The organism is Snodgrassella alvi wkB2 (assembly GCF_000600005.1).
Lineage (GTDB): Bacteria > Pseudomonadota > Gammaproteobacteria > Burkholderiales > Neisseriaceae > Snodgrassella > Snodgrassella alvi.
In genome coordinates this window covers 1,379,646-1,404,529 of the sequence record NZ_CP007446.1, presented here as the reverse complement: position 1 = coordinate 1,404,529, position 24,884 = coordinate 1,379,646, and the positions used below count along the sequence as shown (strand labels likewise).

Genomic DNA, 24,884 nt, shown 5'->3' with positions numbered 1-24,884 from the left:
AGGCTGCCGGTAACGACAGCCTTTTTATTGGCTTAAATTTTTTATGGCAATATCAAACCTGAATAAACTTTCTGTTTGAGTAGTTTTCAAAATGTTAAGATTAAATAATTTTTCAGATTACTGTTATAATAATTGATAGCATTTTAGCAATAATATTAATATTTTAAGCCTACATCATATATATTTAGTACGCCTATATAAATATTAATTGTATCTATCCGCATATAAATTATTTAGGCTGGTCACAATTTTCATCTAAGATAACAAAGATAGTTTCTCATGACGAAGGATAATAAATGAATATCGCCTCTAGCATCACCGATTTAATTGGTAATACACCACTGGTACAGTTGAATCGTCTAAGTGCGGGTTTACCGGGTAAAGTTGTAGTCAAACTGGAATTTTTTAATCCGGGCAATAGTGTTAAGGATAGAATAGCAGCCAGTATGATTGATGCTGCAGAAAAGGCCGGTAAAATTCATTCTGATACAGTGATTGTAGAGCCGACAAGCGGTAATACCGGTATTGGGCTGGCTATGGTTTGCGCTGCACGCGGATATAAACTGATTATTACCATGCCGGAAACAATGAGTAAAGAACGGCGTATGTTATTGCGTGCTTTTGGCGCTGAGCTGGTATTAACGCCCGGAGCAGAAGGCATGTCTGGTGCCATTGCCCGTGCACAGGCTTTCGTTGATTCAGACCCGAAAAAATATTTTATGCCGCAACAGTTTGAAAATCCGGCTAATCCTGAGATTCACCGTGAAACTACTGCGCAGGAAATATGGCATGATACCGATGGCAAAATCGATATTTTCGTAGCCGGTGTCGGTACAGGAGGTACCATAACCGGGGTAGGGGAAGTATTGAAAGAGAAGAAACCTGAAGTAGAAATTTATGCAGTTGAACCCGAAGCTTCTCCGGTATTGTCCGGTGGTTGCAAGGGGCCTCACCCGATTCAGGGTATTGGCGCGGGTTTCATCCCCAAAACTCTGAATACCAAAATATATGATGGTATTATTGAAGTGCCAAACGAAGTTTGTTTTGATACCGCTCGTGACATGGCATCTAAAGAAGGTATTCTGGTCGGTATATCTTCCGGTGCTGCCGTATGGGCTGGCCTGCAGCTTGCAGCTAAACCGGAAAACAAAAATAAATTGATTGTAGTTTTAATTCCTTCTTATGGTGAGCGTTATCTCTCTACACCACTATTTGCAGATCTAGCTTGATAATTTATTTGTCTGAATAATGCCGAACCAGAAAACAACTGGTTCGGTTTTTTATTACAGTCATGGCTGTGTTACAATTGTAAACGATATATGTACAGCCACACGCTTAAGCTAGCTGGCTTTTAATTTTGTTTTAAGCAATATTTTCAAGCAATATACTGAGTAAACAAATGATGAAAAAAACATTAGCATTATGTGTCGTTGCAGCCTTTTTGGGTGGTTGTTCATCTGTTAATAACCCTTTAACGGCTAAGAATAATAAAGAAGTTAAACCAGTACAGGTAGTAGACGGTACTGCAAATAACGAATTTCATTTAGCCAGCAGTCATTGGTCTGATGTGGCTCGAATTCGTGATGAAGCTACCCGCCTGAGCTTTCAGGTTTCACAGGGAAGCATGACCAAAGTTCAGGCTGCGCAATTACTGGATCAGTTCCGCATTGCTCAGGTAGGACATAACATGGTAGATGATGACATGTATGCCATTTATTTACGCAGTGTGGTCGAAAGTCAGCAAGGTTCAATTGATACAGCCCAGTCGAAAGCATATATTCAGAATGCCTTATCAGGCTGGCAGCAGCGCTGGCCGGTAATGCGCTCCAAACCGGCTAATCCGGCATTCACTAATTTCCTGATGGAAGTAATGAATATGAAGCCACTTCAATAAATCATTTTATATAGCTAAATACCCTGCCAAAATAGTTTAGCAGGGTATTGTTTTATTCATAGATACAGTTTTATTTGTTAGCATAAAAAAAGCAGCCTTTAAAAGACTGCCTGCTGTGAAAAAATGAACTTAATTACTTAATAAGTTAGGTGAGATTTTAGCAGCCTGAAATAAAGTAAATTCTAAATCAACAAGATCATAAACACAAAATGGATCTGACTTCATAATGTTTTTGACTTCTTCAATTGAATCACTCATTACTATGCCGCAACGCTTTTAATGACTTTATATAAAAATTTAATGAAAAGCTTTTGTAGTCCTTCCCTTAGGTATAATAAATTCTTTTTCAAGATAGTTATAGTCTGCATCACTATTTGGATAAGTACTTAAGGCCTTAAAAAAGAAATTACCAGCACCTAAACTCTGATTCCTAAAAACTACACCTTACTTAAGTCAACTATTCAACATTGCCCATAATGCACCTCATTGCCGCATAGAAATGGCAAGTCTGTTCATTCCATTCATCAGCGATATTGCAAATGTAAGGTCAGATATCTCTGTATCATTGAAGAAATTTTTTAATAACTCAAACGACTCATCATCGGCGTGGCTTGTCGATATTAGCGTTAACTGTTCTGCCCAGTTCAATGCCGCTTGTTCTTTTTTAGAAAATTGATCACTAACACGCCATCCTGCCACTTCAGATATGCGGCGTTGCGTTTCACCAGCTTTTAGCAGGGAATTTGTATGTAGATTCAGGCAATATGCGCATCCATTAATTTGAGAAACTCTGAGATAGACTAACTCAATAAAATTCTGATCTACAACGCTTTTCTCAAGGGCGACTTTCACGGCTCTAAAACCACTCATGAGTTCTGGTGATAAGTCAAAATATTTCATTCTAAGATTTTTCATGTTCTCATCTCCTTATTATCATTATTGTTTGCTAAATATATTAATAACGCAGCGGCATAACTAAGTATAACATTAAAATTAATCATCATTTTTACCACAAATAATATTAATATATTTGCAATAATAATGATTTTGTTCTTTACGTTAATAATATCACCAGTTTTATTGTCTAAAGGACCTGATGCTATAAACCCATTTTTAGCAAAATATTAATCTAAAATTTATTATGTTCTTCAAATTTAGCTACTAATTCTTCCAACGTTTTTTAAGTTTGAAAGTTACTATATTCATTAAGTCTTCCTTGTATTTTAATTATTGAAGTAAATCTTTAGCAAAATTTTTCATTGCCGAAAAATTTTGCTTATGAAGACTTCATTAATTATACAAAAAAGAGTTAAAAAAGCAGTTAATTGCTGTTTTAAAATGCATCAGGATTATCTAATGCATTTATTTTAATGTTATTTAAACAATTTCAGCTTTTTCAATAATCACATTTTCAACTGGTACATCCTGATGCGGGCCATGATTACCGGTTTTGACGCCTTTAATCTTATCAACTACATCCTGTCCTTCAACTACCTTACCAAATACAGCATATCCCCAGCCGTGTAAATCCGGTTTAGTATGGTTCAGAAAATCATTATCTTTTACATTGATGAAAAATTGTGCGCTGGCTGAATGAGGCTGCATGGTACGAGCCATTGCAATAGTATAGCGATCATTTTTCAAACCATTATTGGCTTCATTTTCAATCGGTTCATGAGTGGGTTTTTGTTGCATATCTTTATCAAAGCCGCCACCCTGAATCATAAAACCATCGATAACCCGGTGAAAAATGGTTCCATCATAAAAGCCTTCACGAACATAGCGTTCGAAATTTTCAGCAGTTTTGGGTGCTTTCTCATGGTTAAGCTCAATACCGATAACACCAAAATTTGTAGTTAATTTAATCATTAAAATCTCCTGAGGGAGTAAAATAAAAAAATTGCAGAAGGATCTGCAATGGTTAGTCTGCATTATGCATAGCAGTAACGTAGTCTACTTCTTCCTTGCTGCCAAGTACAACGGCTACACGCTGATGCAGGCCTTCTGGCTGAATATCAAGAATGTTCTGACGGGTGTTTGTAGCAGCCCCTTGAGCTTGCTCAACCAGTAAACTCATAGGATTTGCTTCATACATTAAGCGTAGCTTACCAGGTTTATCAGGGTTGCGATTATCCTGCGGATAAGTAAAGATACCGCCACGAATAAGAATCCGGTGCACCTCGGCTACCATCGATGCCACCCAGCGCATATTATAGTCTTTTCCGCGACAGCCACTTTTACCTGCTAGCAACTGAGCAATATAATTTTGCATAGCTGGCTGCCAGTGGCGCTGATTAGACATATTAATAGCAAATTCAGCTGTAGATACTGGTATCTGCGGATTTTCCTGAGTCAGTTGAAACTGGTTATGTTCATTCAAAGTAAACATGGCAATACCATGTTTCAATGTCAGTACCAGAATGGTTTGCGGTCCGTACAGCACATAACCACTGGCAAGCTGTTGCCGGCCGGATTGTAAAAAGCTTTCTGTAGTAAGCGCACCATCTGGTTTAGCCAATACTGAAAAAATAGTCCCGATGGATATGTTCACATCAATATTGGAACTTCCATCCAGTGGGTCGAATAACACCAGAAATTGTCCATTCTGACTAGCTGTAACAAATGAATCCTCTTCCTCGCTGGCCAGTCCGGCAATAGCCGGATTAGCAGAGAGGGTATCAATCATAATTTGATTGGATAAAACATCCAGTTTTTTCTGCTCTTCACCTTGTATATTACCTGTATGAGCACTGCCCAGAATATTATCCAGAGCGCCCAGACGTATTTCACGATTAATGTGCAGACAGGCCTGACTAATGCTAGTAATCACATCAGGCAAATGCGGTGTAACAGCATATTTTTGCTGCTGCTGTTGCAGATAATCAGACATTAAAACAGACATGCGAATACTCCCTTTTAAAACTCACTATTATTATACATTTCTTAAGTATTATTCAGCTCGTTTAATCACTATGTACATTAGATTGTATTTATCTTTGAATGGTTTTTTCAGAAAATCAATGAAATTATTCAGCGCTAATGATTGCGGATTTCCACTTTAATCCGACCTTCTGATTTCTTTATTACAGACCGGATACACCCAGCATGAAAGCTTACAGAATAGCTTTAACTTTTCCAGACTAAATAACAGACTCTGCCAACCATACCTTATTTATATTCAGGCAATAACAGAGTTAAGAACGAAATGTGCGCTGTCATCCTGAGCCAGTAGCCGAGTCATTGCCGGTAATACCTTTTCCAGTATCCCGGGCAATGTGTACGGCGGATTGATAATAAACATACCACTGCCGTGCATACCAAAACCATCCGGGCGTGGTGCGTGTACATACAATTCTGCCTGAACAAAATTATCGGGAGCCAGTTTTTGCAGATTTTGGGGTAATTTCAGACTTTCACCACGGCTCAGACATGGATACCATATTAAATAACAGCCACTAGCAAATTTTTTCAGGGCGGTCTTAAGCGTGTCTGTTAATTGTTGGTAATCTTGCTTTAATTCATATGGCGGATCAATTAACACTACTGCACGTCGACTTGGCGGGGGTAGCATAGATAGCAGACCTTTAAAGCCATCATCGCAAAACACTTGAGCACGGTTTGGCTGTTTAATATTACGCATATTATTACGCAATAGTTCTGCATCCGCGGGATGTAATTCAAAAAGGCGCAGACGATCCTGTTCGCGAGCCAGAGCCTGAGCCAGCCATGGAGAGCCGCAATAAAGATTTGTATCATCTGGCAGGCAGGAGACAACAGCATTACGGAATTGTTTTAAACTATTATCCAGATTAGTTGCAGCCAGAAGTCGCCCGATTCCCTCCCTGTATTCACCAACCTTCTGAGCTTCTTTACTGATCAGACTATATAGCCCTGCACCTGCATGAGTATCAACATAGCAAAAAGGTTTGTCTTTCAGTTTGAAATATTCCAGTACTGTCATCAGACAATAATGTTTAAGAATGTCGGCATGATTACCGGAATGAAAAGCATGGCGATAGCTGAGCATGTGCAATAACTGCTGTAGGACTGATTAATTTAGCCTGTTATTGTACCGAATTTACCGGCACGGGCAAAAAAATCTGTATTAAAGCACTTTTCTGATTTATCTTTTCCGTGCGCTAGATTACACAAGATTAAGCTGATACTATGCTTAATCAATTATAAAATATGACTACTAAAAGAGAAAAGCGAATGAATTACACACTTTATATCGGCAATAAAAATTATTCTACCTGGTCAATGCGGCCATGGGTAGTCATGAAGCATTTTCAGATAGATTTTACTGAGCATCTGGTACGCTTTGACAGTTTTGCACCCGATTCGGTTTTTAAACAAACCATACTGCCGCTCAATCCTTATGGTACTGTGCCTGTATTAATAGATGATGATCTGATTGTTAATGATTCTCTGGCAATTTGTGAATATCTTGCAGAACAACATCCGGAACTGGCATTATGGCCGCAAGACTATAAAGTCCGTGCCAGAGCAAGAAGTATAGTGGCTAAAATGCATAATGGTTATAATCATATACGCCGGCATTTACCCATGAATATTGAGGCAGTGCTGCCTGAAATCGGCCAGATTATCCTGCGGGATTTTCCCAATGTAAAACAAGAAATTGATTTCCTTGATCAGCATTTGTCATCATTTCTGGCTGTATCTGAAGGGCCGTTTCTGTTTGGTAAATTCAGTATTGCCGATGCTTTTTATGCACCCATGTGTTTAAGATTAAAAGGTTTCCAAATTCATACTTCAGCAATCCTGACTGATTATATAAATGCATTATGTGTCAATGAAGCAGTAGCAGCATGGATTGCCCAGGCACTTGAAGAAAAAGATTTTATTGCTATGGATGAACCTTATCGCATAAAGCGATGAAAAAATTCTTTACATTTAAAGCAGACAGCCTGATCAACTTCTGGCTGTCTGCTTTTATATTATTTATTCAGACTTTTCTTAATTTCAATGGCCAGCTGCGGATTCCACATGGCACCAGTGGCACTCATCACAGCATCAGCTCCGGCGGCACGGTAAGCCTGATAATGTTCAGTACAGCTTACACCGCCAACACCAATAATCGCAAAATGGTTTTGCAGACGGGCTCTTAATCTGGCCAGACGTTCTACCATTTCTAATCCAGCCCAGCGGATGGCATCACCACAAACACCACCGGTAGGCCGGTCTGTGCCTAAAGCAGGTTTACCATCTGCATCAACCGGTCTGGCTGATAACGTATTTATAGTACTGTAGCCGTCAATTACTCCGTCTAGCTTACTTAATAAGGGGAAGATAGCATTATCATCTGCAAAATACGCCAGTTTCAGAAACAAAGGTTTATCCGGAACAACATTTTTAATTTCTTTAGCTATCCGCTCCACTTTGTCAAAATCAAAGCACAATAATTTATTTACACCTTCATTCGGACAGCTTAAATTAGCTTCCAGTATCGGTGCCTTTGTTTCATTTACCAGAACGGCCGTTCGGGCATAATCTTTTTCTATACTGGATTCATTACCTGGTGTTCCCTGAAAGCTGCCGATAACATATTGACCTTTCTGCGCAGACTGAATTGCTTCTGCCATATCAGCCTGCCAGATATCGGGATTATAAGAAGGTACGCCAAAAGAATTTGTTATAGATAAAGGCTGAGTGTACTGATTATCAGCAAGAACAGTATCCACATTAGCAGAAAGCTTACCGGCAGGATGAATAGATAGTACATTAGGCAACGGGTGGCTGGCCTGAGCTCGGCTTCGGACAGTTTTATAAACACATAAATCAAAACCATGCTTAAATGCAGCCCGAATAAAATTTGCATTTAACAAAGGTCCGGCAGGAATACCAAAAGGTAAATTAACCTCCATATTCAGAAAACGTTCAGGCTGGCTTTGAATATCAGCAGATACATTTAAATTTCTGAAATCACCGAAAGGCCCTTGATGATAATTATCTTCATAGCTTAATAAAGGGTTATAAAACGGAGTCGGGCTATTTTGCATTGTTATTCCTGTTAGTTTAAATTATTTTCTGTGGCATATTGAGTAAATATTTAATACGCACACTTATCCATTGCCTGCCTGAAAATATATATATAATTCGCTGGCGCAAAAAAAGCTACATACAATTTGTAGCTTTTATCAATCGTCTCAAAAACTCAGATTTAGTTTGATAACTTGTAGTGTACACCACGATTTAAAACATAATAATGTTTTAAATTAATTTAACTCAGATGTGCAATTCGGGCAGCGTTTTGCCTGAATCGGAATATCTGTACAGCATTGCGGGCACTGTTTTGTAGTAGCTTTCGGGGCAGGGCTTTTATGCAGTTTGTCGATTCCTTTGACAACCAAAAAAATCGCAAATCCAATGATTACTAAACTAATAACAGTATTGATGAATAAACCAATATTGAGTGTTACCGCACCAGCAGCCTGTGCCGCACCCAGTGTTTCATACGGGCCCGGATATTTAGAACCACTGCGTAAAGTGATAAATAAATTGGAAAAATCTACCCCGCCAATCAGCAGACCAATTGGTGGCATAATGACATTATCTACCAGTGATTTCACCATATTAGTAAAAGCAGTACCCACTACCATACCGACAGCCAGATCAATAACATTGCCTCGTAATAAAAAAGCTTTAAACTGTTCAATAAATTTCATGTTTGCCTCCATAGTTGGCCTGAAAATCAAGTATTTGGCTTTTTCATAGTAGCGCGATAAAGCAGGCAGTCATACCAGAGCTAAGTTATTCAATGTAAAAATAATAAAAGAAATAACTTAATTAAGAATAAATTAAGTTGGCTAAAGAGAATAGGACAATTAAAACAGATAGCTGCAACTTAAATTGTTAATCTGATTACTTTATATACAGTTTGCTAACCAGATTAGTAGCATAATAAAGCTAGTCAGGTTTTGTTTATTAGCTTGGTTTAATTTTCAGATTTCTTAATATCTGAATATTTAAGTTCAATAATAGAATATTCGCACATATCCATATAATGCATACAATGGTCTATCGCTTCATCCATGACTTTTCTGTCAGTTGCATGCGTTGCCTTCATAAATGCCCGGAAATTTTTCTTTTCCATTTTACGCAGAGCAGATTTATTACAAATATTCAATTCCTGACAATAATCACGCTGTACCTGCTGTTTAATAAATTGTTTTACTGCTTTTTTCTGTCCCAGAGAACCATCGTAATCCATCGGATGAATAAATTCAGCCCGTGCAATTGCAGAAAATAATAATGTTAAAAATAATATGTTTTTCTTCATTAAATTCCGCTTTCTGCGTTTTTATTTATTATTGAAAAATTAAACATAAAAAATAATAAATTTCAATAGATATGTTATTTAAATAAGTAATTTTATGGTATTTGTAATTAAATTGGAATTGATTAAAATTATTTTCATATTATTTTAATAATATACAAAAAAATACAATATAAAATATAATAATTATATATGTAATTTATAGTAAAAATAATATAATATTACTTATTAGATTTCAACTATTTAAATGTAATATTCGCAGCGATAAATACTCAATTAAAAAAGGGATGCGGCTATGGGGGAAGCATACTGGGCTGCCAGGAAGGATGATATTCTTTTACATACTTCAATATGGGCTGATATAGCAGGCGCAGCAGTCGAGCTAGCTTGTTACGGAGCTATAAGTTTGATACCCGGTGGTTTGATAGTGTCTGCTCTGGTCGGAGTGGCTGTTGAACTATCCGGGCTTGGTTCTGTCATATCAGATTTGGCAGATGCAGTCAGCGGGCTATTTCCGCCGGTGGAAGACGGAATAATTTTTACAGGTTCAGCCAATACTCATACCAATAGTAAGCCGGCAGCCCGGGCTGCGGGTATTTTAATTGAAGAAGTTGCCGGCGAACCTGAACAACCTGAAAGCTTTATCGATACCGCAAAAAACATCTTAAAGAATTTCGGTGAAAATCCTGTACAGTCAATCACAAAAGCTGCTCAGGAATTCATGAGGCCAACCGTAGATTCACCACAGCAACCGGTGATACCTCAAAACGAAGATACCATTACCTGTGCCAAACATCCTTCCCCTGTTTCCTCACCTGAATATCTGGCCGAAGGTTCTAAAAAAGTCTACATTAACAGCCAGCCGGCAGTACGCAGCAATGACCGCAGTACCTGCGAAGCCAAAGTCACTGATGACTGTGAAGGTGGTATCAAAGTTTCTAATAATGTACGCATTGGGGGCGAATCGGTTGTCGTACGTGAAATTAGAAGCGGTAAACATCCTATAGGTCAATTAATTTCTTTAGCTACATTAATTTTTAATCGCAAAAAAATCTGTAGTTCATTTGGCTGTTTCGGACTGGGATTTATGCTCGATTCTGCCGCTAGCTATACTGGATCTAAAATAGCAGCAGCTCTGAATAAAGGTAATCCTGTCCACCTGCCAACCGGTGCCAAAATGCTTGGCGGTCCCGAAGAACTGGACTTCTCCCTGTCGGCTCACCTGTCCTTCGAATGGCAGCGTTTCTACAGCAGCGTCGATACCCGCACCCACAACATGTTCGGTGCCGGCTGGAGTGTCGGCTATGAAATCGAAATGGAAATCGACCCGCAGCCCGACGGTTCCTGCGCCGCCGTCTTTACCGACGAACAAGGTAGGCGGCTGGAAATCGAGCCCATGCAGCCGGGTGAGAATATGCGTGGTCTTAACGAAAATCTATCCATCTATCGTGGCGGGCAGGACCGTTGGGTAATTGAAGATGATGATGGTTTGTACCGTTTGTTCGAGCCCGATCCCGGCAACCCCAAACGTCTGCTGCTTAGCATGCTGCAGGACCGCAACGATAACCAGTTACTTATCTACCGCGATTCCCATAGCCGCATCGTCGAAATTGCCGATAACGACAACGCCGCCCGCATCAGCCTGCACTATCAGGATCAGCGCCATCCGCAGCGCGTGACCGAAATCCGCCAGGAGCTGAGCGACGGCAGCAGCCGCTTACTGAACCGTTACCAGTACACTGAACAGGGTGACCTGCAACAGGTCTTTGATGCCGAGAACCGCCAGACCCGAGAATTTGCCTACAACACCGACCGGCGCATGATCTACCACCGCCTGCCCACTGGCTTGCAGTGTTATTATCAGTGGAGCTACTTCAGCACAGTAGCGGCAGAGACCGCATGGCGGGTAACCCGGCACTGGAGCGAAGCCGACGGTCAGCGACAGGAAGACTATCGTTTCCATTATGATTTAGATAAACGCCTGACCACAGTAGAGGACAGCCTGGGTCGTGTTAGCGAACATTACTGGAATGAAATTTACCAGATTACCCGCTACACCGATGCCCTTGGTCAGACCACCGAATTTGAATGGAATGAATATGAGCAGCTGGTCTGCATGACCGATCCGCAGGGCGGACAATGGCGCTACAGCTATGATGAACAAGGACGCGAAACTGCAGAAATCGACCCACTGGGCAGAACTACCCAGACCCAGTGGTTGCCGCACTGGGCGTTGCCGACCATCAGCGTCGACCCCGACGGCAGCAGCTGGCGCTATTACTACGACGAGCGCGGTAACCTGCTCACCGTTACCGACCCGTTACAGCAGCATACCCGTTACCAGTACGACCGACACGGCCAGGTTGTCTGTATCACCGATGTACGCGGCGGCAACAAATACCTGCGCTGGAACGAAAACGGCCAGCTTATCCAGCATGTAGACTGTTCCGGCTCCATCACCCATTTCTATTACAATACCGCTGGTAACCTCACCAGCATCACCAATGCCATCGGTAACAGTAGCAAATACCAGTACAACGCAGCCGGCCAGCTCATTGGCGCCACCCTAGCGGACGGACGGCAGGAACACTACAACGTCAATGCCGCCGGCCAGCTACAAAGCTATACCGATCCGGCCGGCCACACTACCCGCTACCGCCGCGACCAGCGCGGACTGGTGCATACCCGCATCGATGCTGCCGGCCGTCAGCTCGGCTTCAGCTACGACGCCTACGGACGTCTTACCGCCCTGACCAACGAAAACGGCGAACAGTACCGGTTTCAGTATGATGCCGGCGACCGCCTGACCGAACAGACCGATTTGGACGGGCGTAAACAGCAGCTGAGCTACGACCTGCTCGACAACGTCAGCAGCGTACGCTTTGCTGCCGGCAGCCCGCATCAGCTTGAACACCGCTTCAAACGCGATGCTGTCGGGCGCTTAATTGGCAAATACACCCCCGACGGCACCACCGCCTACCAGTATGACAAAGTCGACAATCTACTCAAAGTCGGCTTTAAAGCCGCCGGTTTACTGCCGGAAGCCGAACCGGAACTGATCAGCTTCAGCTACGACATAATGGGCAACCTGCTGAGCGAAACCACTGCACAGGGTGTTCTGCAGCATCAGTATGACAAACTGGGCAACCGCATCGCCACCACCCTGCCGGACGGACGTACCATCAATAAACTGTATTATGGTTCCGGCCATCTGCACCAGATTAACCTGGACGGCCAGATTATCAGCGACATCGAGCGTGACCTGCTGCATCGGGAAACCCTGCGCAGCCAGGGCAGAATGAATACCAGTTTTCAATACGACCGCACCGGCCGCCTGACCGGCAAACAGACCAAACGTCCCGGAGCGGGCATCCTGCCGGATATCATACTGGATCGCAGCTACAGTTACGACAATCTGGACCGGCTGGTAAGCAAAAAACACAACCGACAGGGACAAAGTGATTACCGCTACGACGTAACCGGACGCATCGAAAGTTGCCGCAACGAAGCGTACTGGGAAACCCTGCAGTACGATGCTGCGGCCAACCTGTTGGATAGAAGACGCGGTGAAGAAGAAAGCAATCAGAACCTGATCCGCTTTAATCAGCTGCTCAGCTTCCGCGAACTGAAATACAGCTACGACGAACACGGACGAACCCGCAGCAAACAAACCGCCAGCGGTACCCAGTATTACCATTACGATGCCGAACACCGCCTGACCGAAGTGCGTATCGAACAGCTAAACCATACTGAACGCTACGGCTACGTCTACGATGCGCTTGGCCGGCGGATTGAAAAACACCGGCTGGATCGTGACGGTAAGCCATGCAACCGCACCACCTTCCTGTGGGACAGGATGCAGATGATTCAGGAAAGCAGCGCAGACAAACGGCAGAGCCTGTATCTGTATACTGACGAAGGCAGCTATGAACCGCTGGCGCGGATAGACCGGACCGGTAATCAGGAACAACACATCTACTACTTCCATACCGACCTGAACGGCATGCCGGAGGAGCTGACGGATGAAGCCGGTGAAATCGTCTGGGAATGCTCATACCAGCTGTGGGGCAAACCGATACGGGAGATTGCTCATACAGAGATACAACAGAACCTGAGGTATCAAGGACAGTATTTAGACAGAGAAACCGGGCTGCACTACAATACTTTCAGGTATTATGATCCGGATATAGGACGCTTTACCCAGCCTGACCCGATTGGGTTAGCCGGTGGCTTTAATCTTTATCAATATGCGCCTAATCCGCTAATGTGGATTGATCCATGGGGATTGCGCCGTAGTTGTACACCTAAACGTACTAAACATGTACCAAATCGTCATATAAGGCGACATAACAAAATTGGTAAAAGTAAATATAATTCAAAGGAAAAAAATTATTTCCAATCTAAAAGTAAATATAAAAAACCTAATCAATATCGTAAGCTAGAAAATAGAACTATGAAAAATCCAGATAGAGTTATTCAACAACGTGGTGGAAGAATTCGTTATGAAAAGGACTATGATCGTGTAATAGGTACAAGGGGAGAAAAAGGGCATATTGTTATTTATGATCCCAAAAAAGATAAAATAATTACATCTTATCCAACCAATGAATAGGGTTAATATAATGTTAAATTTTTCATATTTATCTGATACTGATGGAAGTAAACCATCGTTACTTTTAAGCGACAAAAGTATTGAATTGTTAAATGATGCACTTTTCTATTTAGAAAAAAAAACTGGAATTTATATTGATCCTTATGGTACAACAAAAGTTTATCCTGACCATCAAAAAATCCTAATTAATTATTTATCAAATAATAAAGACAATGAAATAAAAAAATTATTAGCTTATTTGAAAGAAGCAGTTTCTCAAGATGAAGTAATACTAGCAGATGGAGATTAAAAATTGAGTATTCAGTTAAAAAATTATAATTATTAAGATATAAATATCAGTACAATACTCACGGACATACCTGCAGCAAACAAACCGTCAGCGGTACCCAGTATTACCATTACGATGCCGAACACCGCCTGACCGAAGTGCGTATCGAACAGCTGAACCATACTGAACGTTATGGCTACGTCTACGATGCATTCGGCCGGCGGATTGAAAAACACCGGCTGGACCGAGACGGCAAGCCATGCAACCGCACCACCTTCCTGTGGGACAGGATGCAGATGATTCAGGAAAGCAGCGCAGACAAACGGCAGAGCCTGTATCTGTATACTGACGAAGGCAGCTATGAACCGCTGGCGCGGATAGACCGGACCGGTAATCAGGAACAACAAATCTACTACTTCCATACCGACCTGAACGGCATGCCGGAGGAACTGACGGATGCAAACGGTAAAATACTGTGGGAATGTAGCTTTCAGTTATGGGGAAAGCGGATTCATGAAATCGAACACGAATCAGTAGAGCAAAACCTCAGATATCAGGGACAGTATTTAGACAGAGAAACTGGCTTACATTACAATACTTTCAGGTACTATGATCCGGATATAGGTAGATTTACTCAGCCAGACCCGATTGGGTTGCTGGGCGGTTTGAATCTGTATCAGTATGCGCCTAATGGGTTAACTTGGATTGATCCACTTGGTTTAATGCTCTTATATAGAGGTATGAATCTTGCAGAATACGATGAATTAATGAAAACTGGAAAGTGGACATCACCTCCAAGCACCTTAGAAGGAAAATGGTTTGCTGAGTCCTATAAAGATGCTGTTACATGGGGTGAAAAAATGGGACATGGTGGTGATTTCCGTGTCGTTCAGGTTAGCGTTCCTGATAATATAGCAGATGCAGCCTATAAAAATCCTCGATTAGATGGTATAGGAAAAGCTAGATTTATTGATAATGTAGTCCTTAATAAGGCTAAAATAAAGCCTAAATGGAGTAAATATATACATCAACCAAAATGTTAACGAGGAGAAACAAAATGGAAAATTGCAGAGTTAATGTCAAAATTTATTGGACCCCTATACAACAAGGTGGAAAAAAAACTCTTCCCCTAAATATAAAATACTATGTTATTACTAAACCAATGGAAGGTAAAAATGGCGATATTTCATCTTGGTCATTAGTATTAAATGTTAAAAGTTACGAGCTAGTAGAATCCACTCAAAGAATAGGTTTAGGAGAAGCCTATTTTTTAATGGAAGATGCACCAAGCTTTTTACTTAAGAAAGGATTTATGATGAATATTTATGAAGGACCTAAACTAGTTGGTACAGTTGAAGTTCTATGACTATTTATACTTATGTGTACTAGCTCAAACTTAATCTGACAAATACTACCTACTCATCGGCATTCGTTCTAACACAATGACTGTCTGATGAGTAAAATAAATTCTCTAGCTGCTTTTCTTTAGCCAGTCCTTTTGTCTCTACCCAAGTTTGCCAAGGTGTCTTACCATAACAGTATTTCCCTGAATGTGCTCTTTCCCGATTGTAAAACTCTAGCCAAAGCTCAATATCTTGTTGTATCTCTTTCAGTTCTGTATATATTTTACGTCTAAACATAACATCATAACATTCGGTCTTCATCGTCTTATGGAACCGCTCACAGATACCATTCTTTTGCGGACTGTAAGCTTTTGTTTTCGTATGCTCTATATCCTCCAAATTCAGATACAGTTCGTATGCATGACGCTCTTTATGACCGTTATACTCACTTCCTCTATCCGTCAGAATTCGTAAAAGCGCTACCTGCTCATTATCAAAAAATGGTATCACTTTATCATTGAGCATATCCGCAGCAACTAAACTGTTTTTCTCCGTATATACTTTAGCAAATGCCAGTCTTGAATAGGTATCAATAAACGTTTGTTGGTATATTTTCCCAATCCCTTTAATATGACCAACATAATATGTATCTTGTGCGCATAAGTAACCAGGATGCTGGGTCTCAATTTCACCTTGTACCTCTCGCGCTGCTTTCGCTTTCTCTAAAGCTTGTAGCTGGCTTTCTGTTAACACAAGCCTTTCCTGAGCTACTTTTGTTTCCAGAGCGATCAGCCTTTTTTTGAAGCTTTCTAAATCGTGGCGTAACCAGATTGAACGTACGCCGCTACCAGAGACCATTATTCCTTGCAGACGTAGCTGATTAGCTACCCGATGTTGCCCATAAGCAGGAAATTCATAAGCCATATTAACGACAGCCTGCTCAATATGAGGCTCTACGCGATTTTTCTCTATAGGTTTTTTGCGACTTATTTCCTGAAGAGCTAATTCTCCACCCTGTTCATAGAGTTTTTTGAAGCGATAATAGCTGTCGCGACTATATCCCAAGACTTTACAGGCTTGCTGAACGTTACCTAACTGTTTAGCGAGTTCTAAAAGTCCTAATTTTGGTTTAATTATTTTTGCAGATTGATTCATTACTGACACTCCATTATTGGTTTAAAATACACTAAATGTCAGATTAAATAAAGACTACTACAAGTGAGAAAAAATATGAAACTGATATCAATTCGAGAAGTGCTCTCTAATCCTGATAAAATCCCTCAAACTTGGTTTTATCTTCCTCCAGATAAAACTACTTGGAACCTCGATACACTAGGTGTTTTTTCATTGGATAGTTGGGATTTTCCTCCAGATTCGGATGAATACCTACCAAAGCAAGTTAAAAATGATAGTTGGATAGAGACTTTAGATGGTGCTAGTATTGAAGATGTTATTGATTATGCTAAACAGCAATTAGATAATGCATCATTAGAAGATTTATTCAAGTCTTTTATGTTTTACTACGAAAATGATGCGTTCATGGATTTTTAATGAAAATTATATTATTAACCTCTTTAAATATGTAAAGCTAAATTTTAGTTATTAATCTATTAATTTAGCGTGTAATTTATTACCTAGGTTAAAGCAATCAAAATTAGTACAATATTTGTTAACTTAAAGAAGACATTGATTCGTTATTAAATGACTGAAAAAATTACAAAAGTATTTTTTCAGTCATTTGATTTTAATTACTAATTAAAGTCTATTCATAAGAGTAAATTGTAGTACAAATCTAGACAGAGTATTCAGTAAAAAAACACAGCAAACACGGCCAGACCGATTACCGCTATGATCACACCGGCAGAATCGAAGGCTGTCGCAATCAGAGATACTGGGAAACCCTGCAATATGATGCCGCTGCCAACCTGCTTGACAGCAAATACCGAGAAGACTACAGCAATCACAACCTGATTCGCTGTAACCAGCTCCTGCATTTCAGAGGACACCACTACCGCTACGACGAGCACGGCAGAACTCAGACCAAACAGACCATCGGCACAACCCAGCACTACCACTACGATGCTGAACACCGCCTGAGCGAAGTACGCATTGAGCAAACAGGCCGCAGCCGGCGTTACGGCTATGTCTACGACGCCCTTGGCCGGCGTATCGAAAAACATCAGATAGACCGCGAAGGCCAACCCTACAACCGTACCCGCTTCCTGTGGGACGGCTTAAGAATGATTCAGGAAACCGGCTTACATTACAATACTTTCAGGTACTATGATCCGGATATAGAACGCTTTACCCAGCCAGACCCGATTGGGCTGCTGGGTGGGTTTAATCTGTATCAGTATGCGCCTAATGGGTTGACTTGGATTGATCCGTGGGGTTGGAGTTGTACTCCCAATAAAATTAATTTAACGAAAGCTGGTGTCAAACATGTAAAAAATAGACATGTTGGAAATAAAATTGGTTGGGAGCATAAAAGTAAATGGACTTTGAATAATGCTGAAATGAAAAGTACTGTAAGAAATGTTTTTAGGAAACCAGATAGAATAATCAAAGATGGTGACCGATTTATATATGAAAAAACAATGCCTAATAAAATAGTAGGCGTCACTCCCGAAGGTACCAACTTAAATAAAGCTAGAGTTGTAGTGGAGTCTAATGGTGATTTAGTTACTGCCTTTCCACAAGAAGTATTTAAAGATATGAAAGTAACAGATATTTTAATTTTTTCAAAGCAGAGGTAATTATGGGATTGGATATATTAGTAATTTTTGAGAATGGAGATAATAATAATTTTGTTATGAGTGAAGAACTACATTCTGAAATATTTAGCTCATCAACCCGCTGGAGTAGTTTTAAAGAGTTAAAAAAAATAAAAGATTACTATAAAGTAGATATTAATTTTAATTCTAAGTGTTCCAATAGCTTTTTGTCTGAATTGGTTGAAATTAGAGAAAGGATTAAAACTAAGAGGAATGAACTTGATAAATTAATAATTAATCTAGATAAAAGGAAAATAAAGAAATTAAGGATAACTGGAGATTAAAATTCATTAAATGTGTTCAACATTATAAATAATTTTGCAGCATTATGCGATTTATACAGGTGCTGAAAAAGTGTACTTGACCAGAGTATGGAAAACATCAGATAGACCGCGAAGGCCAACCCTACAACCGTACCCGCTTCCTGTGGGACGACTTAAGAATGATTCAGGAAACCGGCTCGAATCACTCCACCAGCCTGTATATCTATACAGATCAGAACAGCTACGAACCACTGGCGCGGATAGACACAGACGGCAACCAAGAACAACACATCTACTACTTCCACACCGACCTGAATGGCTGTCCGGAAGAACTTACCGATGCAAACGGTAAAATACTGTGGGAATGTAGCTTTCAGTTATGGGGAAAGCGGATTCATGAAATCGAACACGAACCCATAGAGCAAAACCTCAGATATCAGGGACAATATTTAGACAGAGAAACTGGCTTACATTACAATACGTTCAGGTATTATGATCCGGATATAGGTAGATTTACCCAGCCAGACCCGATTGGGTTGCTGGGTGGGTTTAATCTGTATCAGTATGCGCCTAATGGGTTGACTTGGGTCGATCCGTGGGGATGGAGTTGTGGTGTTGTAAAACCCCGAAAAGCGTCTCAATTGCCTGTAACAAAACCAGGAACAAAAGCATGGCAAAAAGCAGTAGAAAAATTAAGGATGGCTAGAGGACATGCAACTGATAATGATGGCAATAACATTCACAATATACGTGTTCCAAATCAGCGCGATGCTCGACAGCTAATTGAAGAGGCTTTTGGTAAAGGCTTTCCACATAATAAACCTCAAACCAAAACTGGAAACCGTGGCTATGAATATCATAGACCTCCAGAATCTACAGTCCCATTTGATAATGATCTTCAACACATAAAATGGTATGACTGGCAGACTAAACAAGGGGCAGACGGACATGTATTTTATGATATATGGAATTAATTTATGGACCTATTATTTTCGACATATACTCATTTTTTTGGTACAAACATTGAGCACGATAAAGCAATAGAAATTAGAAAAGTTATTATTCATACTTTCAGAAAACCTTTTATTAAAAAAGATATGAAGACTCATGGTCCTTTATGGAATCAATATATAGCGCCCAAAGGAGCGATTGATATTACTAATCTTGATACAGATAAAAATATACAGGGTTATGTATTAGTCGATGGAAAAGGAAAAAATATGTACTTATTTTTATCTTCTTTGAAAAATTTTTTATCATATCTAGAAAATAGAAATGATGGTTTATTTCCTGCTATCTATTTTGTTAATAAAGATTTTACCTTTTGTCTTGGAGAAAATGGCGAAAGAGGGACAATGCAACCTATTTATGTTTATAAAGGGGTAAAAATCTAATAAAAGCGGTGATTTTATTATTAAATACGATGAAAATGGAATATAAGTTTTATTAATAGATGAGTTAATTGCGGATATGGCTAGAAGAGATTGATGTCTATAACTAGTTATATATCAATTATATGTTTTTTGAATAAAATAAAGAAATTCTTATAGGTAAACAAGATATTTTAGAAATATGCTTTTATTTTTTACTTTAACATCTCAGGGATATTATGATTTTATGAATTATACTATATATTATATTAATAATATATCATATAGTTATAGCTTTATAATGATTCGACTCTTAGAGAGCATAGAAAAATTTAAATTAAATAACAAACCAAACAGACCATCGGCACAACCCAGCACTACCACTACGATGCTGAACACCGCCTGAGCGAAGTACGCATTGAGCAAACGGCCGCAGTCAGCGTTACGGCTACGTCTACGACGCCCTTGGCCGGCGTATCGAAAAACATCAGATAGACCGCGAAGGCCAACCCTACAACCGTACCCGCTTCCTGTGGGACGGGCTGCAGATGATTCAGGAAAGCAGCGCAGACAAACGGCAGAGCCTGTATCTGTATACTGACGAAGACAGCTATGAACCGCTGGCACGGATAGACAGAAACGGTAATCAGGAACAACACATCTACTACTTCCATACCGACCTGAACGGCATGCCGGAGGAACTGACGGATGAAGCCGGTGAAATTGTGTGGGAATGCTCATACCAGCTGTGGGGCAAACCGATACAGGAGATTGCCCATAGAGAGATACAACAGAACCTAAGGTATCAGGGACAGTATTTAGACAGAGAAACCGGACTGCACTACAATACTTTCAGGTACTATGATCCGGATACGGGCCGCTTTACCCAGCCTGACCCGATTGGATTAGCCGGCGGATACAATCTTTATCAATATGCGCCGAATGCGCTGATGTGGATTGATCCATGGGGGTGGAGTTGTGGTATTGCCGATTCTATAAATTGGAAAGGTTTTAATCCAAGAAAAAATCCATCAACAGGTAAAAAAGGATTACAAACACATTTTGAGAAGCATGGACACGAGTTTGGCAATATTACTCAAAATGAATATCTAATAAAAGCTAAAGAATTTGCAGGCAAACCTTTAACTTCGACAATGCAGGAAACACAAGTTGGTAATTATGTAATTAAATATGATAAAAGTACTGGTGAAATGTTTGTAGGTCATATAAAACAAAGAGAGATTCGAACTTATTATATAGATGATAAGCGAAGTATAGATCCATTCCAAGATGCAATTAACTTAGCGCGAGAAAAATAATGTGTATAGAATTTCTTCATAGTGAAGTAGTAAATTTTTTAAATTATAACTCTTTATTTACTTTAAATTTAAAAGATAGAACAATTACATTATATGAAGATGGATTAATCGATGAAGAATCTGCAGAGTTGTCTAAGAAGCAAATATTTAATAAAGAAATTTTGTATTCCTATCAAATCTCTCCTTTAATTAGAAACAAATACTTAGAAAGTAAAATTAAAGAAATTACCGGTAATGATATAAAAATAATTGATCATCCAGATAGTGAAATTACTGGTATTTCTTGTATCTCATGTAGATACATCGTATACGAAAATTTTGATGAATCTATTTTTGAAATATGCCCAGTTTGTTATTGGCAAACAGATACACTGGATGAACATGGATATAGTAGATTAAATAAAGCTTATTTAAGTACTTATAAAAATACTTCTTCGTGTAAAGAAAAAATAAAGCAATTTCAAGATATCTATGTAAGAAAATAATATATTTATATAATTAGTATGATTACAAGTACTAAAATCAGAAAAAAATGCAAAGCAAGCATTATTGGGTAATAAAAAATTGCAAGTAAAAGTTCAATCGAGTACTGATGCTAAAGCCTTCTTAAACGAAGTTCATGGAAATATGAATCGTTATAAAGCACATACACAAAATAGAAGGTCTGATGGGGTAGCTATATATCCTAAAGGATATGAACAGCATATGAGTCAAGAGGATGGTATAGTAATACTCCACACATTAAATGATATAATAGAAGAGAAAATTGGTATACTGAGAAAAAAATCAGAGAGATTTTATAAAAAAATTAGCAAATGTTAATGGAGATATCATGCAACAAGTATATGAACTTATACCTTCATCAAATGAAAATAGTGGTATCAAATTTGGTGGAGGAGCATTTATTGATGGCCAGTGGCCCCAAAATCCATTAGGTGAAAATTTAACATTATTATTCACAATTGATAATGATAAATTATCTGACTCTATTAGTGGAATTGTAAATACCCCATTGTTAGCACACAAACCAAGTAGAAAATCATGCTATTTGTTTCATGTTTCTATATTCAATTGGTGTCATATTATTTAATGCTTCATGCGGTCTTTCTGTGTTATATATTTCTAACCATTCTTCCGTTATTTTTCTTGCTTGTTCCAGATTTTTGAATAAATACAAATCTAATACCTCCGTTCGATATGTTCGGTTAAATCGTTCTATATAGCCGTTTTGATAAGGACTACCAGGTTTAATGTAATCTATGCTTATTCCATGTAATTTTGCCCAGCTTGTGAATCTATTGGCAGTAAATTCTGCTCCATTATCAACTCGTATTTTTAATGGATAACCATGATATTGAGCCAGTCTATCTAAATACCGGGTAATTCTACCTGCCGATAAACTGACCGCAATATCAATGCCTAATGCCTCACGATTAAAGTCATCAATAACATTAAAGGTTCTAAATCTACGATGATTTTCAGAACGATCACTCATAAAATCCATTGACCAACATTCTCCCAGACGACTTGGTACTGATAATGGTTGTGGATAACGCTGGGGTAATCGTTTATTTCGTTTAGAGCGAATGTTGAGTTTTAATTGACAATAAACCCGATAAACCCGTTTATGATTCCACTTATATCCCAGTTTCCTGATTCGATGAAAACACTTAGGAAATCCCCAACGTAAATGCTTGTCTGTTATTGACTTGAGTAACGAAATAATCCTAGAGTCATCTGCCGATTTAGGTTGGTAGTAGTAAGCACAGCGACTTAAATTCACAATGGCGCAACTCATTTTAATTGTCACACAGTATTGTGATTGAAGTGTTTGTGCCCAACACTTACGAACTGACGTCGGCACTATAGCTTTTTTATTATTTCTTGCTGAAGCTGAGAGGTTAAGCTTAATTCGGCATACATTTGTTTGAGTTTACGATTTTCAGCTTCCAGCTGTTTTAAGCGCTTAATATCCGAAGATTGCATACCGCCATATTTATCTCGCCATTTATAAAAAGTAGAAACGGCCATACCATATTTACGGCAAAGCTCTTTGACAGAGATGCCAACTTCAGCTTCATTTAAAATAGATACAATTTGATGCTCTGAAAATTTTTTCATATTGAAATTCTCCTTAAAAATATCATAGAGAATTTTCTACTTTCTTGCTGTACTATTTTAGGGGATAGTTACAGAATTAATCTTCCTAAAGCTAAATATATTTCCGTATTTTCAACATATAATGAAAATAGATATTTCTTGGACGATATTGTTTATTCCGGTGATGATGCAGAACTTGATCACTTAAAATCAGGATTTACAAGAGTAACGCTAACAGACATATCAAAGCTATGCGAAAATAGTAATAACCTTGTTCCTCAATATCTTGAATTAAAAAAAACACAATTAGAGAATAGTGATTATCCAACATTTTCTTTTTTGTCAAATAAAATACCCAATGGAATTGTTGCGTGTGAAAAATTAATGCATGAATATGATTTTATTGGTCAATTATATTCATCAGATATTCCAGTTCATGATGGTGGAGCATTATTTTTATCTGATGCTATTGGGTATTTATTTTTAAAAAAGAAAATTGATGATTTTAATAATGCGGGTCTTTTTTTTTGCTCAAACGGCATAATTATTTTAACATAACTATCTAACTGCACCGCGAAGTATCACGCACTCAGGGACGCCTGAACACCCAGTTCAAATACGACCGCAACAGCCGGCTGCAACGCAAACAGATACAGCGCAATCAGAATCCCATCCTGCCTGATATCCTCATCGAACGCAGCTACCAGTACGACAACCTCGACCGATTGGTAAGCAAAAAACACAGCAAACACGGCCAGACCGATTACCGCTATGATCACACCGGCAGAATCGAAGGCTGCCGTAATCAGAGATACTGGGAAACCCTGCAATACGATGCCGCTGCCAACCTGCTGGACAGCAAATACAGAGAAGACTACAGCAATCACAACCTGATTCGCTGTAACCAGCTCCTGCATTTCAGAGGACACCACTACCGCTACGACGAGCACGGCAGAACTGCCAGCAAACAGACCATCGGCACAACCCAGCACTACCACTACGATGCTGAACACCGCCTGAGCGAAGTACGCATTGAGCAAACAGGCCGCAGTCAGCGTTACGGCTACGTTTACGATGCCCTTGGCCGGCGTATCGAAAAACATCAGATAGACCCGCGAAGGCCAACCCTACAACCGTACCCGCTTCCTGTGGGACGGGCTGCAGATGATTCAGGAAAGCAGCGCAGACAAACGGCAGAGCCTGTACCTGTATACCGGTGAAAGCGGCTATGTATTGCTGACGTGTTATGTAATTAGCATAATTAGATTAGCATAGCCAGAATTAGTAATATAAAAAACAGGAGAAAGAATAATGTTTAATGATAAATTCAGCTGAAGCAAAGATTTTGTGGTAATGTATTATGCAACTGCAGATAAATTGCCTAATAAACAGATATTTATTCAGTCTAATTAAGAAAAAGCTATTTTTAGAAAAAAGTTAATAGTAACTTCTGATAATATTTAAAGAGGAATTTATAAAGGATTCAACAATAAGATAGATTTTGATACATCTTTAGAAAAAGTCAAACCTGAACAGGTTTGACTTTTCTGATTGCTAAGATAAAAATATATGATTAAAATCAATCATCTATAAGTATGACGCTTATAATTTATATGAAGTAATAAAATATACGATTTTATGTAA

General features: G+C 39.4%; 28 protein-coding genes. 17 read left to right on the top strand and 11 right to left on the bottom strand.

Going from position 1 to position 24,884, the window contains the following annotated elements; all coding sequences use genetic code 11:
• Positions 1-296: 296 nt before the first annotated feature.
• Entirely contained in the window at positions 297-1,229 is a 933-nt protein-coding gene (gene cysK, locus SALWKB2_RS06480) for a cysteine synthase A (protein WP_025330864.1), read from the top strand.
• A gap of 173 nt (positions 1,230-1,402) precedes the next feature.
• On the top strand, positions 1,403-1,894 hold the full coding sequence (locus tag SALWKB2_RS06475; RefSeq protein ID WP_025330863.1) for a hypothetical protein: 492 nt from the start codon (positions 1,403-1,405) through the stop codon (positions 1,892-1,894).
• 483 nt (positions 1,895-2,377) lie between these two features.
• Here the strand turns inward: SALWKB2_RS06475 and SALWKB2_RS06470 are convergent, their stop codons facing one another.
• The 4 genes from SALWKB2_RS06470 to SALWKB2_RS06455 all read right to left on the bottom strand — a co-directional run bounded on the left by SALWKB2_RS06470 (position 2,378) and on the right by SALWKB2_RS06455 (position 5,921).
• Positions 2,378-2,809: a carboxymuconolactone decarboxylase family protein gene (locus SALWKB2_RS06470; protein ID WP_025330862.1), complete on the bottom strand. Its 432-nt coding sequence runs from the start codon at positions 2,807-2,809 to the stop codon at positions 2,378-2,380.
• Positions 2,810-3,271: 462 nt separating this feature from the next.
• Positions 3,272-3,763: a peptidylprolyl isomerase gene (locus tag SALWKB2_RS06465; protein ID WP_025330861.1), complete on the bottom strand. Its 492-nt coding sequence runs from the start codon at positions 3,761-3,763 to the stop codon at positions 3,272-3,274.
• 52 nt (positions 3,764-3,815) lie between these two features.
• Positions 3,816-4,784, bottom strand: a complete 969-nt coding sequence (locus SALWKB2_RS06460) for a class 1 fructose-bisphosphatase (protein ID WP_232616994.1) — start codon at positions 4,782-4,784, stop codon at positions 3,816-3,818.
• 288 nt (positions 4,785-5,072) lie between these two features.
• Positions 5,073-5,921: a 23S rRNA (adenine(2030)-N(6))-methyltransferase RlmJ gene (locus tag SALWKB2_RS06455; protein ID WP_025330859.1), complete on the bottom strand. Its 849-nt coding sequence runs from the start codon at positions 5,919-5,921 to the stop codon at positions 5,073-5,075.
• Positions 5,922-6,106: 185 nt separating this feature from the next.
• Between SALWKB2_RS06455 and SALWKB2_RS06450 the strand changes: the two genes are divergently transcribed.
• Positions 6,107-6,793: a glutathione S-transferase family protein gene (locus SALWKB2_RS06450; RefSeq protein ID WP_025330858.1), complete on the top strand. Its 687-nt coding sequence runs from the start codon at positions 6,107-6,109 to the stop codon at positions 6,791-6,793.
• Between the two features lie 59 nt (positions 6,794-6,852).
• On the opposite strand, the gene SALWKB2_RS06445 is transcribed toward SALWKB2_RS06450, so the two are convergent.
• The 3 genes from SALWKB2_RS06445 to SALWKB2_RS06435 form a co-directional block, all read right to left on the bottom strand.
• Positions 6,853-7,914: a beta/alpha barrel domain-containing protein gene (locus tag SALWKB2_RS06445; protein WP_025330857.1), complete on the bottom strand. Its 1,062-nt coding sequence runs from the start codon at positions 7,912-7,914 to the stop codon at positions 6,853-6,855.
• Positions 7,915-8,130: 216 nt separating this feature from the next.
• The gene (gene mscL / locus SALWKB2_RS06440) at positions 8,131-8,580 is read right to left on the bottom strand and encodes a large conductance mechanosensitive channel protein MscL (RefSeq protein WP_025330856.1); all 450 of its coding nucleotides are present in this window, start codon (positions 8,578-8,580) and stop codon (positions 8,131-8,133) included.
• Positions 8,581-8,849: 269 nt separating this feature from the next.
• Positions 8,850-9,194 carry a hypothetical protein gene (locus tag SALWKB2_RS06435; protein WP_025330855.1) on the bottom strand — a complete coding sequence of 115 codons (345 nt, stop codon included), beginning with the start codon at positions 9,192-9,194 and terminating at the stop codon, positions 8,850-8,852.
• Positions 9,195-9,486: 292 nt separating this feature from the next.
• Here SALWKB2_RS06435 and SALWKB2_RS06430 point away from each other — a divergent pair, with 292 nt between their 5' ends.
• The 4 genes from SALWKB2_RS06430 (at position 9,487) to SALWKB2_RS06410 (ending at position 15,437) form a co-directional block, all read left to right on the top strand.
• Positions 9,487-13,803 carry an RHS repeat-associated core domain-containing protein gene (locus SALWKB2_RS06430; protein ID WP_025330854.1) on the top strand — a complete coding sequence of 1,439 codons (4,317 nt, stop codon included), beginning with the start codon at positions 9,487-9,489 and terminating at the stop codon, positions 13,801-13,803.
• A 10-nt stretch (positions 13,804-13,813) separates the two neighbouring features.
• Positions 13,814-14,092, top strand: a complete 279-nt coding sequence (locus SALWKB2_RS06425; protein WP_025330853.1) for a hypothetical protein — start codon at positions 13,814-13,816, stop codon at positions 14,090-14,092.
• 137 nt (positions 14,093-14,229) lie between these two features.
• Positions 14,230-15,114 (top strand): RHS repeat domain-containing protein, encoded by an 885-nt coding sequence (locus SALWKB2_RS11895; protein WP_198431222.1) that lies wholly within the window; start codon positions 14,230-14,232, stop codon positions 15,112-15,114.
• 14 nt (positions 15,115-15,128) lie between these two features.
• Positions 15,129-15,437, top strand: coding sequence for a hypothetical protein (locus tag SALWKB2_RS06410; protein ID WP_198208113.1), 309 nt, complete (start codon positions 15,129-15,131; stop codon positions 15,435-15,437).
• A gap of 49 nt (positions 15,438-15,486) precedes the next feature.
• On the opposite strand, the gene SALWKB2_RS06405 is transcribed toward SALWKB2_RS06410, so the two are convergent.
• Positions 15,487-16,569 (bottom strand): IS481 family transposase, encoded by a 1,083-nt coding sequence (locus SALWKB2_RS06405; RefSeq protein WP_025330849.1) that lies wholly within the window; start codon positions 16,567-16,569, stop codon positions 15,487-15,489.
• 75 nt (positions 16,570-16,644) lie between these two features.
• On the opposite strand from SALWKB2_RS06405, the gene SALWKB2_RS06400 reads away from it, so the two are divergent.
• The gene (locus tag SALWKB2_RS06400; protein ID WP_025330848.1) at positions 16,645-16,965 is read left to right on the top strand and encodes a DUF7716 domain-containing protein; all 321 of its coding nucleotides are present in this window, start codon (positions 16,645-16,647) and stop codon (positions 16,963-16,965) included.
• A gap of 254 nt (positions 16,966-17,219) precedes the next feature.
• Here SALWKB2_RS06400 and SALWKB2_RS12540 read toward each other — a convergent pair whose 3' ends face one another.
• Positions 17,220-17,615 (bottom strand): hypothetical protein, encoded by a 396-nt coding sequence (locus SALWKB2_RS12540; RefSeq protein WP_232616975.1) that lies wholly within the window; start codon positions 17,613-17,615, stop codon positions 17,220-17,222.
• On the opposite strand from SALWKB2_RS12540, the gene SALWKB2_RS11890 reads away from it, so the two are divergent.
• The 8 genes from SALWKB2_RS11890 (at position 17,508) to SALWKB2_RS12205 (ending at position 22,230) form a co-directional block, all read left to right on the top strand.
• Complete coding sequence (locus tag SALWKB2_RS11890) at positions 17,508-18,170, top strand: RHS repeat-associated core domain-containing protein (RefSeq protein WP_306216489.1); 663 nt, start codon at positions 17,508-17,510, stop codon at positions 18,168-18,170. The genes SALWKB2_RS12540 and SALWKB2_RS11890 overlap by 108 nt on opposite strands.
• A 2-nt stretch (positions 18,171-18,172) precedes the next feature.
• On the top strand, positions 18,173-18,472 hold the full coding sequence (locus SALWKB2_RS06385) for a hypothetical protein (RefSeq protein ID WP_025315290.1): 300 nt from the start codon (positions 18,173-18,175) through the stop codon (positions 18,470-18,472).
• A 158-nt stretch (positions 18,473-18,630) separates the two neighbouring features.
• Positions 18,631-19,425, top strand: a complete 795-nt coding sequence (locus tag SALWKB2_RS11675) for an RHS repeat domain-containing protein (protein WP_025330845.1) — start codon at positions 18,631-18,633, stop codon at positions 19,423-19,425.
• 3 nt (positions 19,426-19,428) lie between these two features.
• The gene (locus SALWKB2_RS06375; protein WP_025315281.1) at positions 19,429-19,845 is read left to right on the top strand and encodes a hypothetical protein; all 417 of its coding nucleotides are present in this window, start codon (positions 19,429-19,431) and stop codon (positions 19,843-19,845) included.
• A gap of 524 nt (positions 19,846-20,369) precedes the next feature.
• Complete coding sequence (locus SALWKB2_RS11670; protein WP_051506456.1) at positions 20,370-21,140, top strand: RHS repeat-associated core domain-containing protein; 771 nt, start codon at positions 20,370-20,372, stop codon at positions 21,138-21,140.
• On the top strand, positions 21,140-21,625 hold the full coding sequence (locus SALWKB2_RS06365; RefSeq protein WP_025330843.1) for a CPCC family cysteine-rich protein: 486 nt from the start codon (positions 21,140-21,142) through the stop codon (positions 21,623-21,625). Before SALWKB2_RS11670 ends, SALWKB2_RS06365 begins: the two co-directional genes overlap by 1 nt.
• 64 nt (positions 21,626-21,689) lie before the next feature.
• Positions 21,690-21,962 carry a hypothetical protein gene (locus SALWKB2_RS06360; RefSeq protein ID WP_025330842.1) on the top strand — a complete coding sequence of 91 codons (273 nt, stop codon included), beginning with the start codon at positions 21,690-21,692 and terminating at the stop codon, positions 21,960-21,962.
• A gap of 10 nt (positions 21,963-21,972) precedes the next feature.
• Entirely contained in the window at positions 21,973-22,230 is a 258-nt protein-coding gene (locus SALWKB2_RS12205) for a hypothetical protein (RefSeq protein WP_144353279.1), read from the top strand.
• Here the strand turns inward: SALWKB2_RS12205 and SALWKB2_RS06355 are convergent.
• Positions 22,180-23,261, bottom strand: a protein-coding gene (locus tag SALWKB2_RS06355; protein WP_370530638.1) for an IS3 family transposase whose coding sequence is annotated in 2 segments (ribosomal slippage) — positions 22,180-23,018 and positions 23,018-23,261 — 1,083 coding nt in all. Because the reading frame shifts where the segments join, the coding sequence is not laid out codon by codon here. The two genes, SALWKB2_RS12205 and SALWKB2_RS06355, sit on opposite strands and share 51 nt — an antisense overlap.
• A 138-nt stretch (positions 23,262-23,399) precedes the next feature.
• Here SALWKB2_RS06355 and SALWKB2_RS12200 point away from each other — a divergent pair.
• On the top strand, positions 23,400-23,798 hold the full coding sequence (locus SALWKB2_RS12200) for a hypothetical protein (RefSeq protein ID WP_148295346.1): 399 nt from the start codon (positions 23,400-23,402) through the stop codon (positions 23,796-23,798).
• Positions 23,799-23,821: 23 nt separating this feature from the next.
• Here the strand turns inward: SALWKB2_RS12200 and SALWKB2_RS06340 are convergent, their stop codons facing one another.
• Positions 23,822-24,343: a hypothetical protein gene (locus SALWKB2_RS06340; protein ID WP_025330841.1), complete on the bottom strand. Its 522-nt coding sequence runs from the start codon at positions 24,341-24,343 to the stop codon at positions 23,822-23,824.
• Positions 24,344-24,884: the final 541 nt, after the last annotated feature.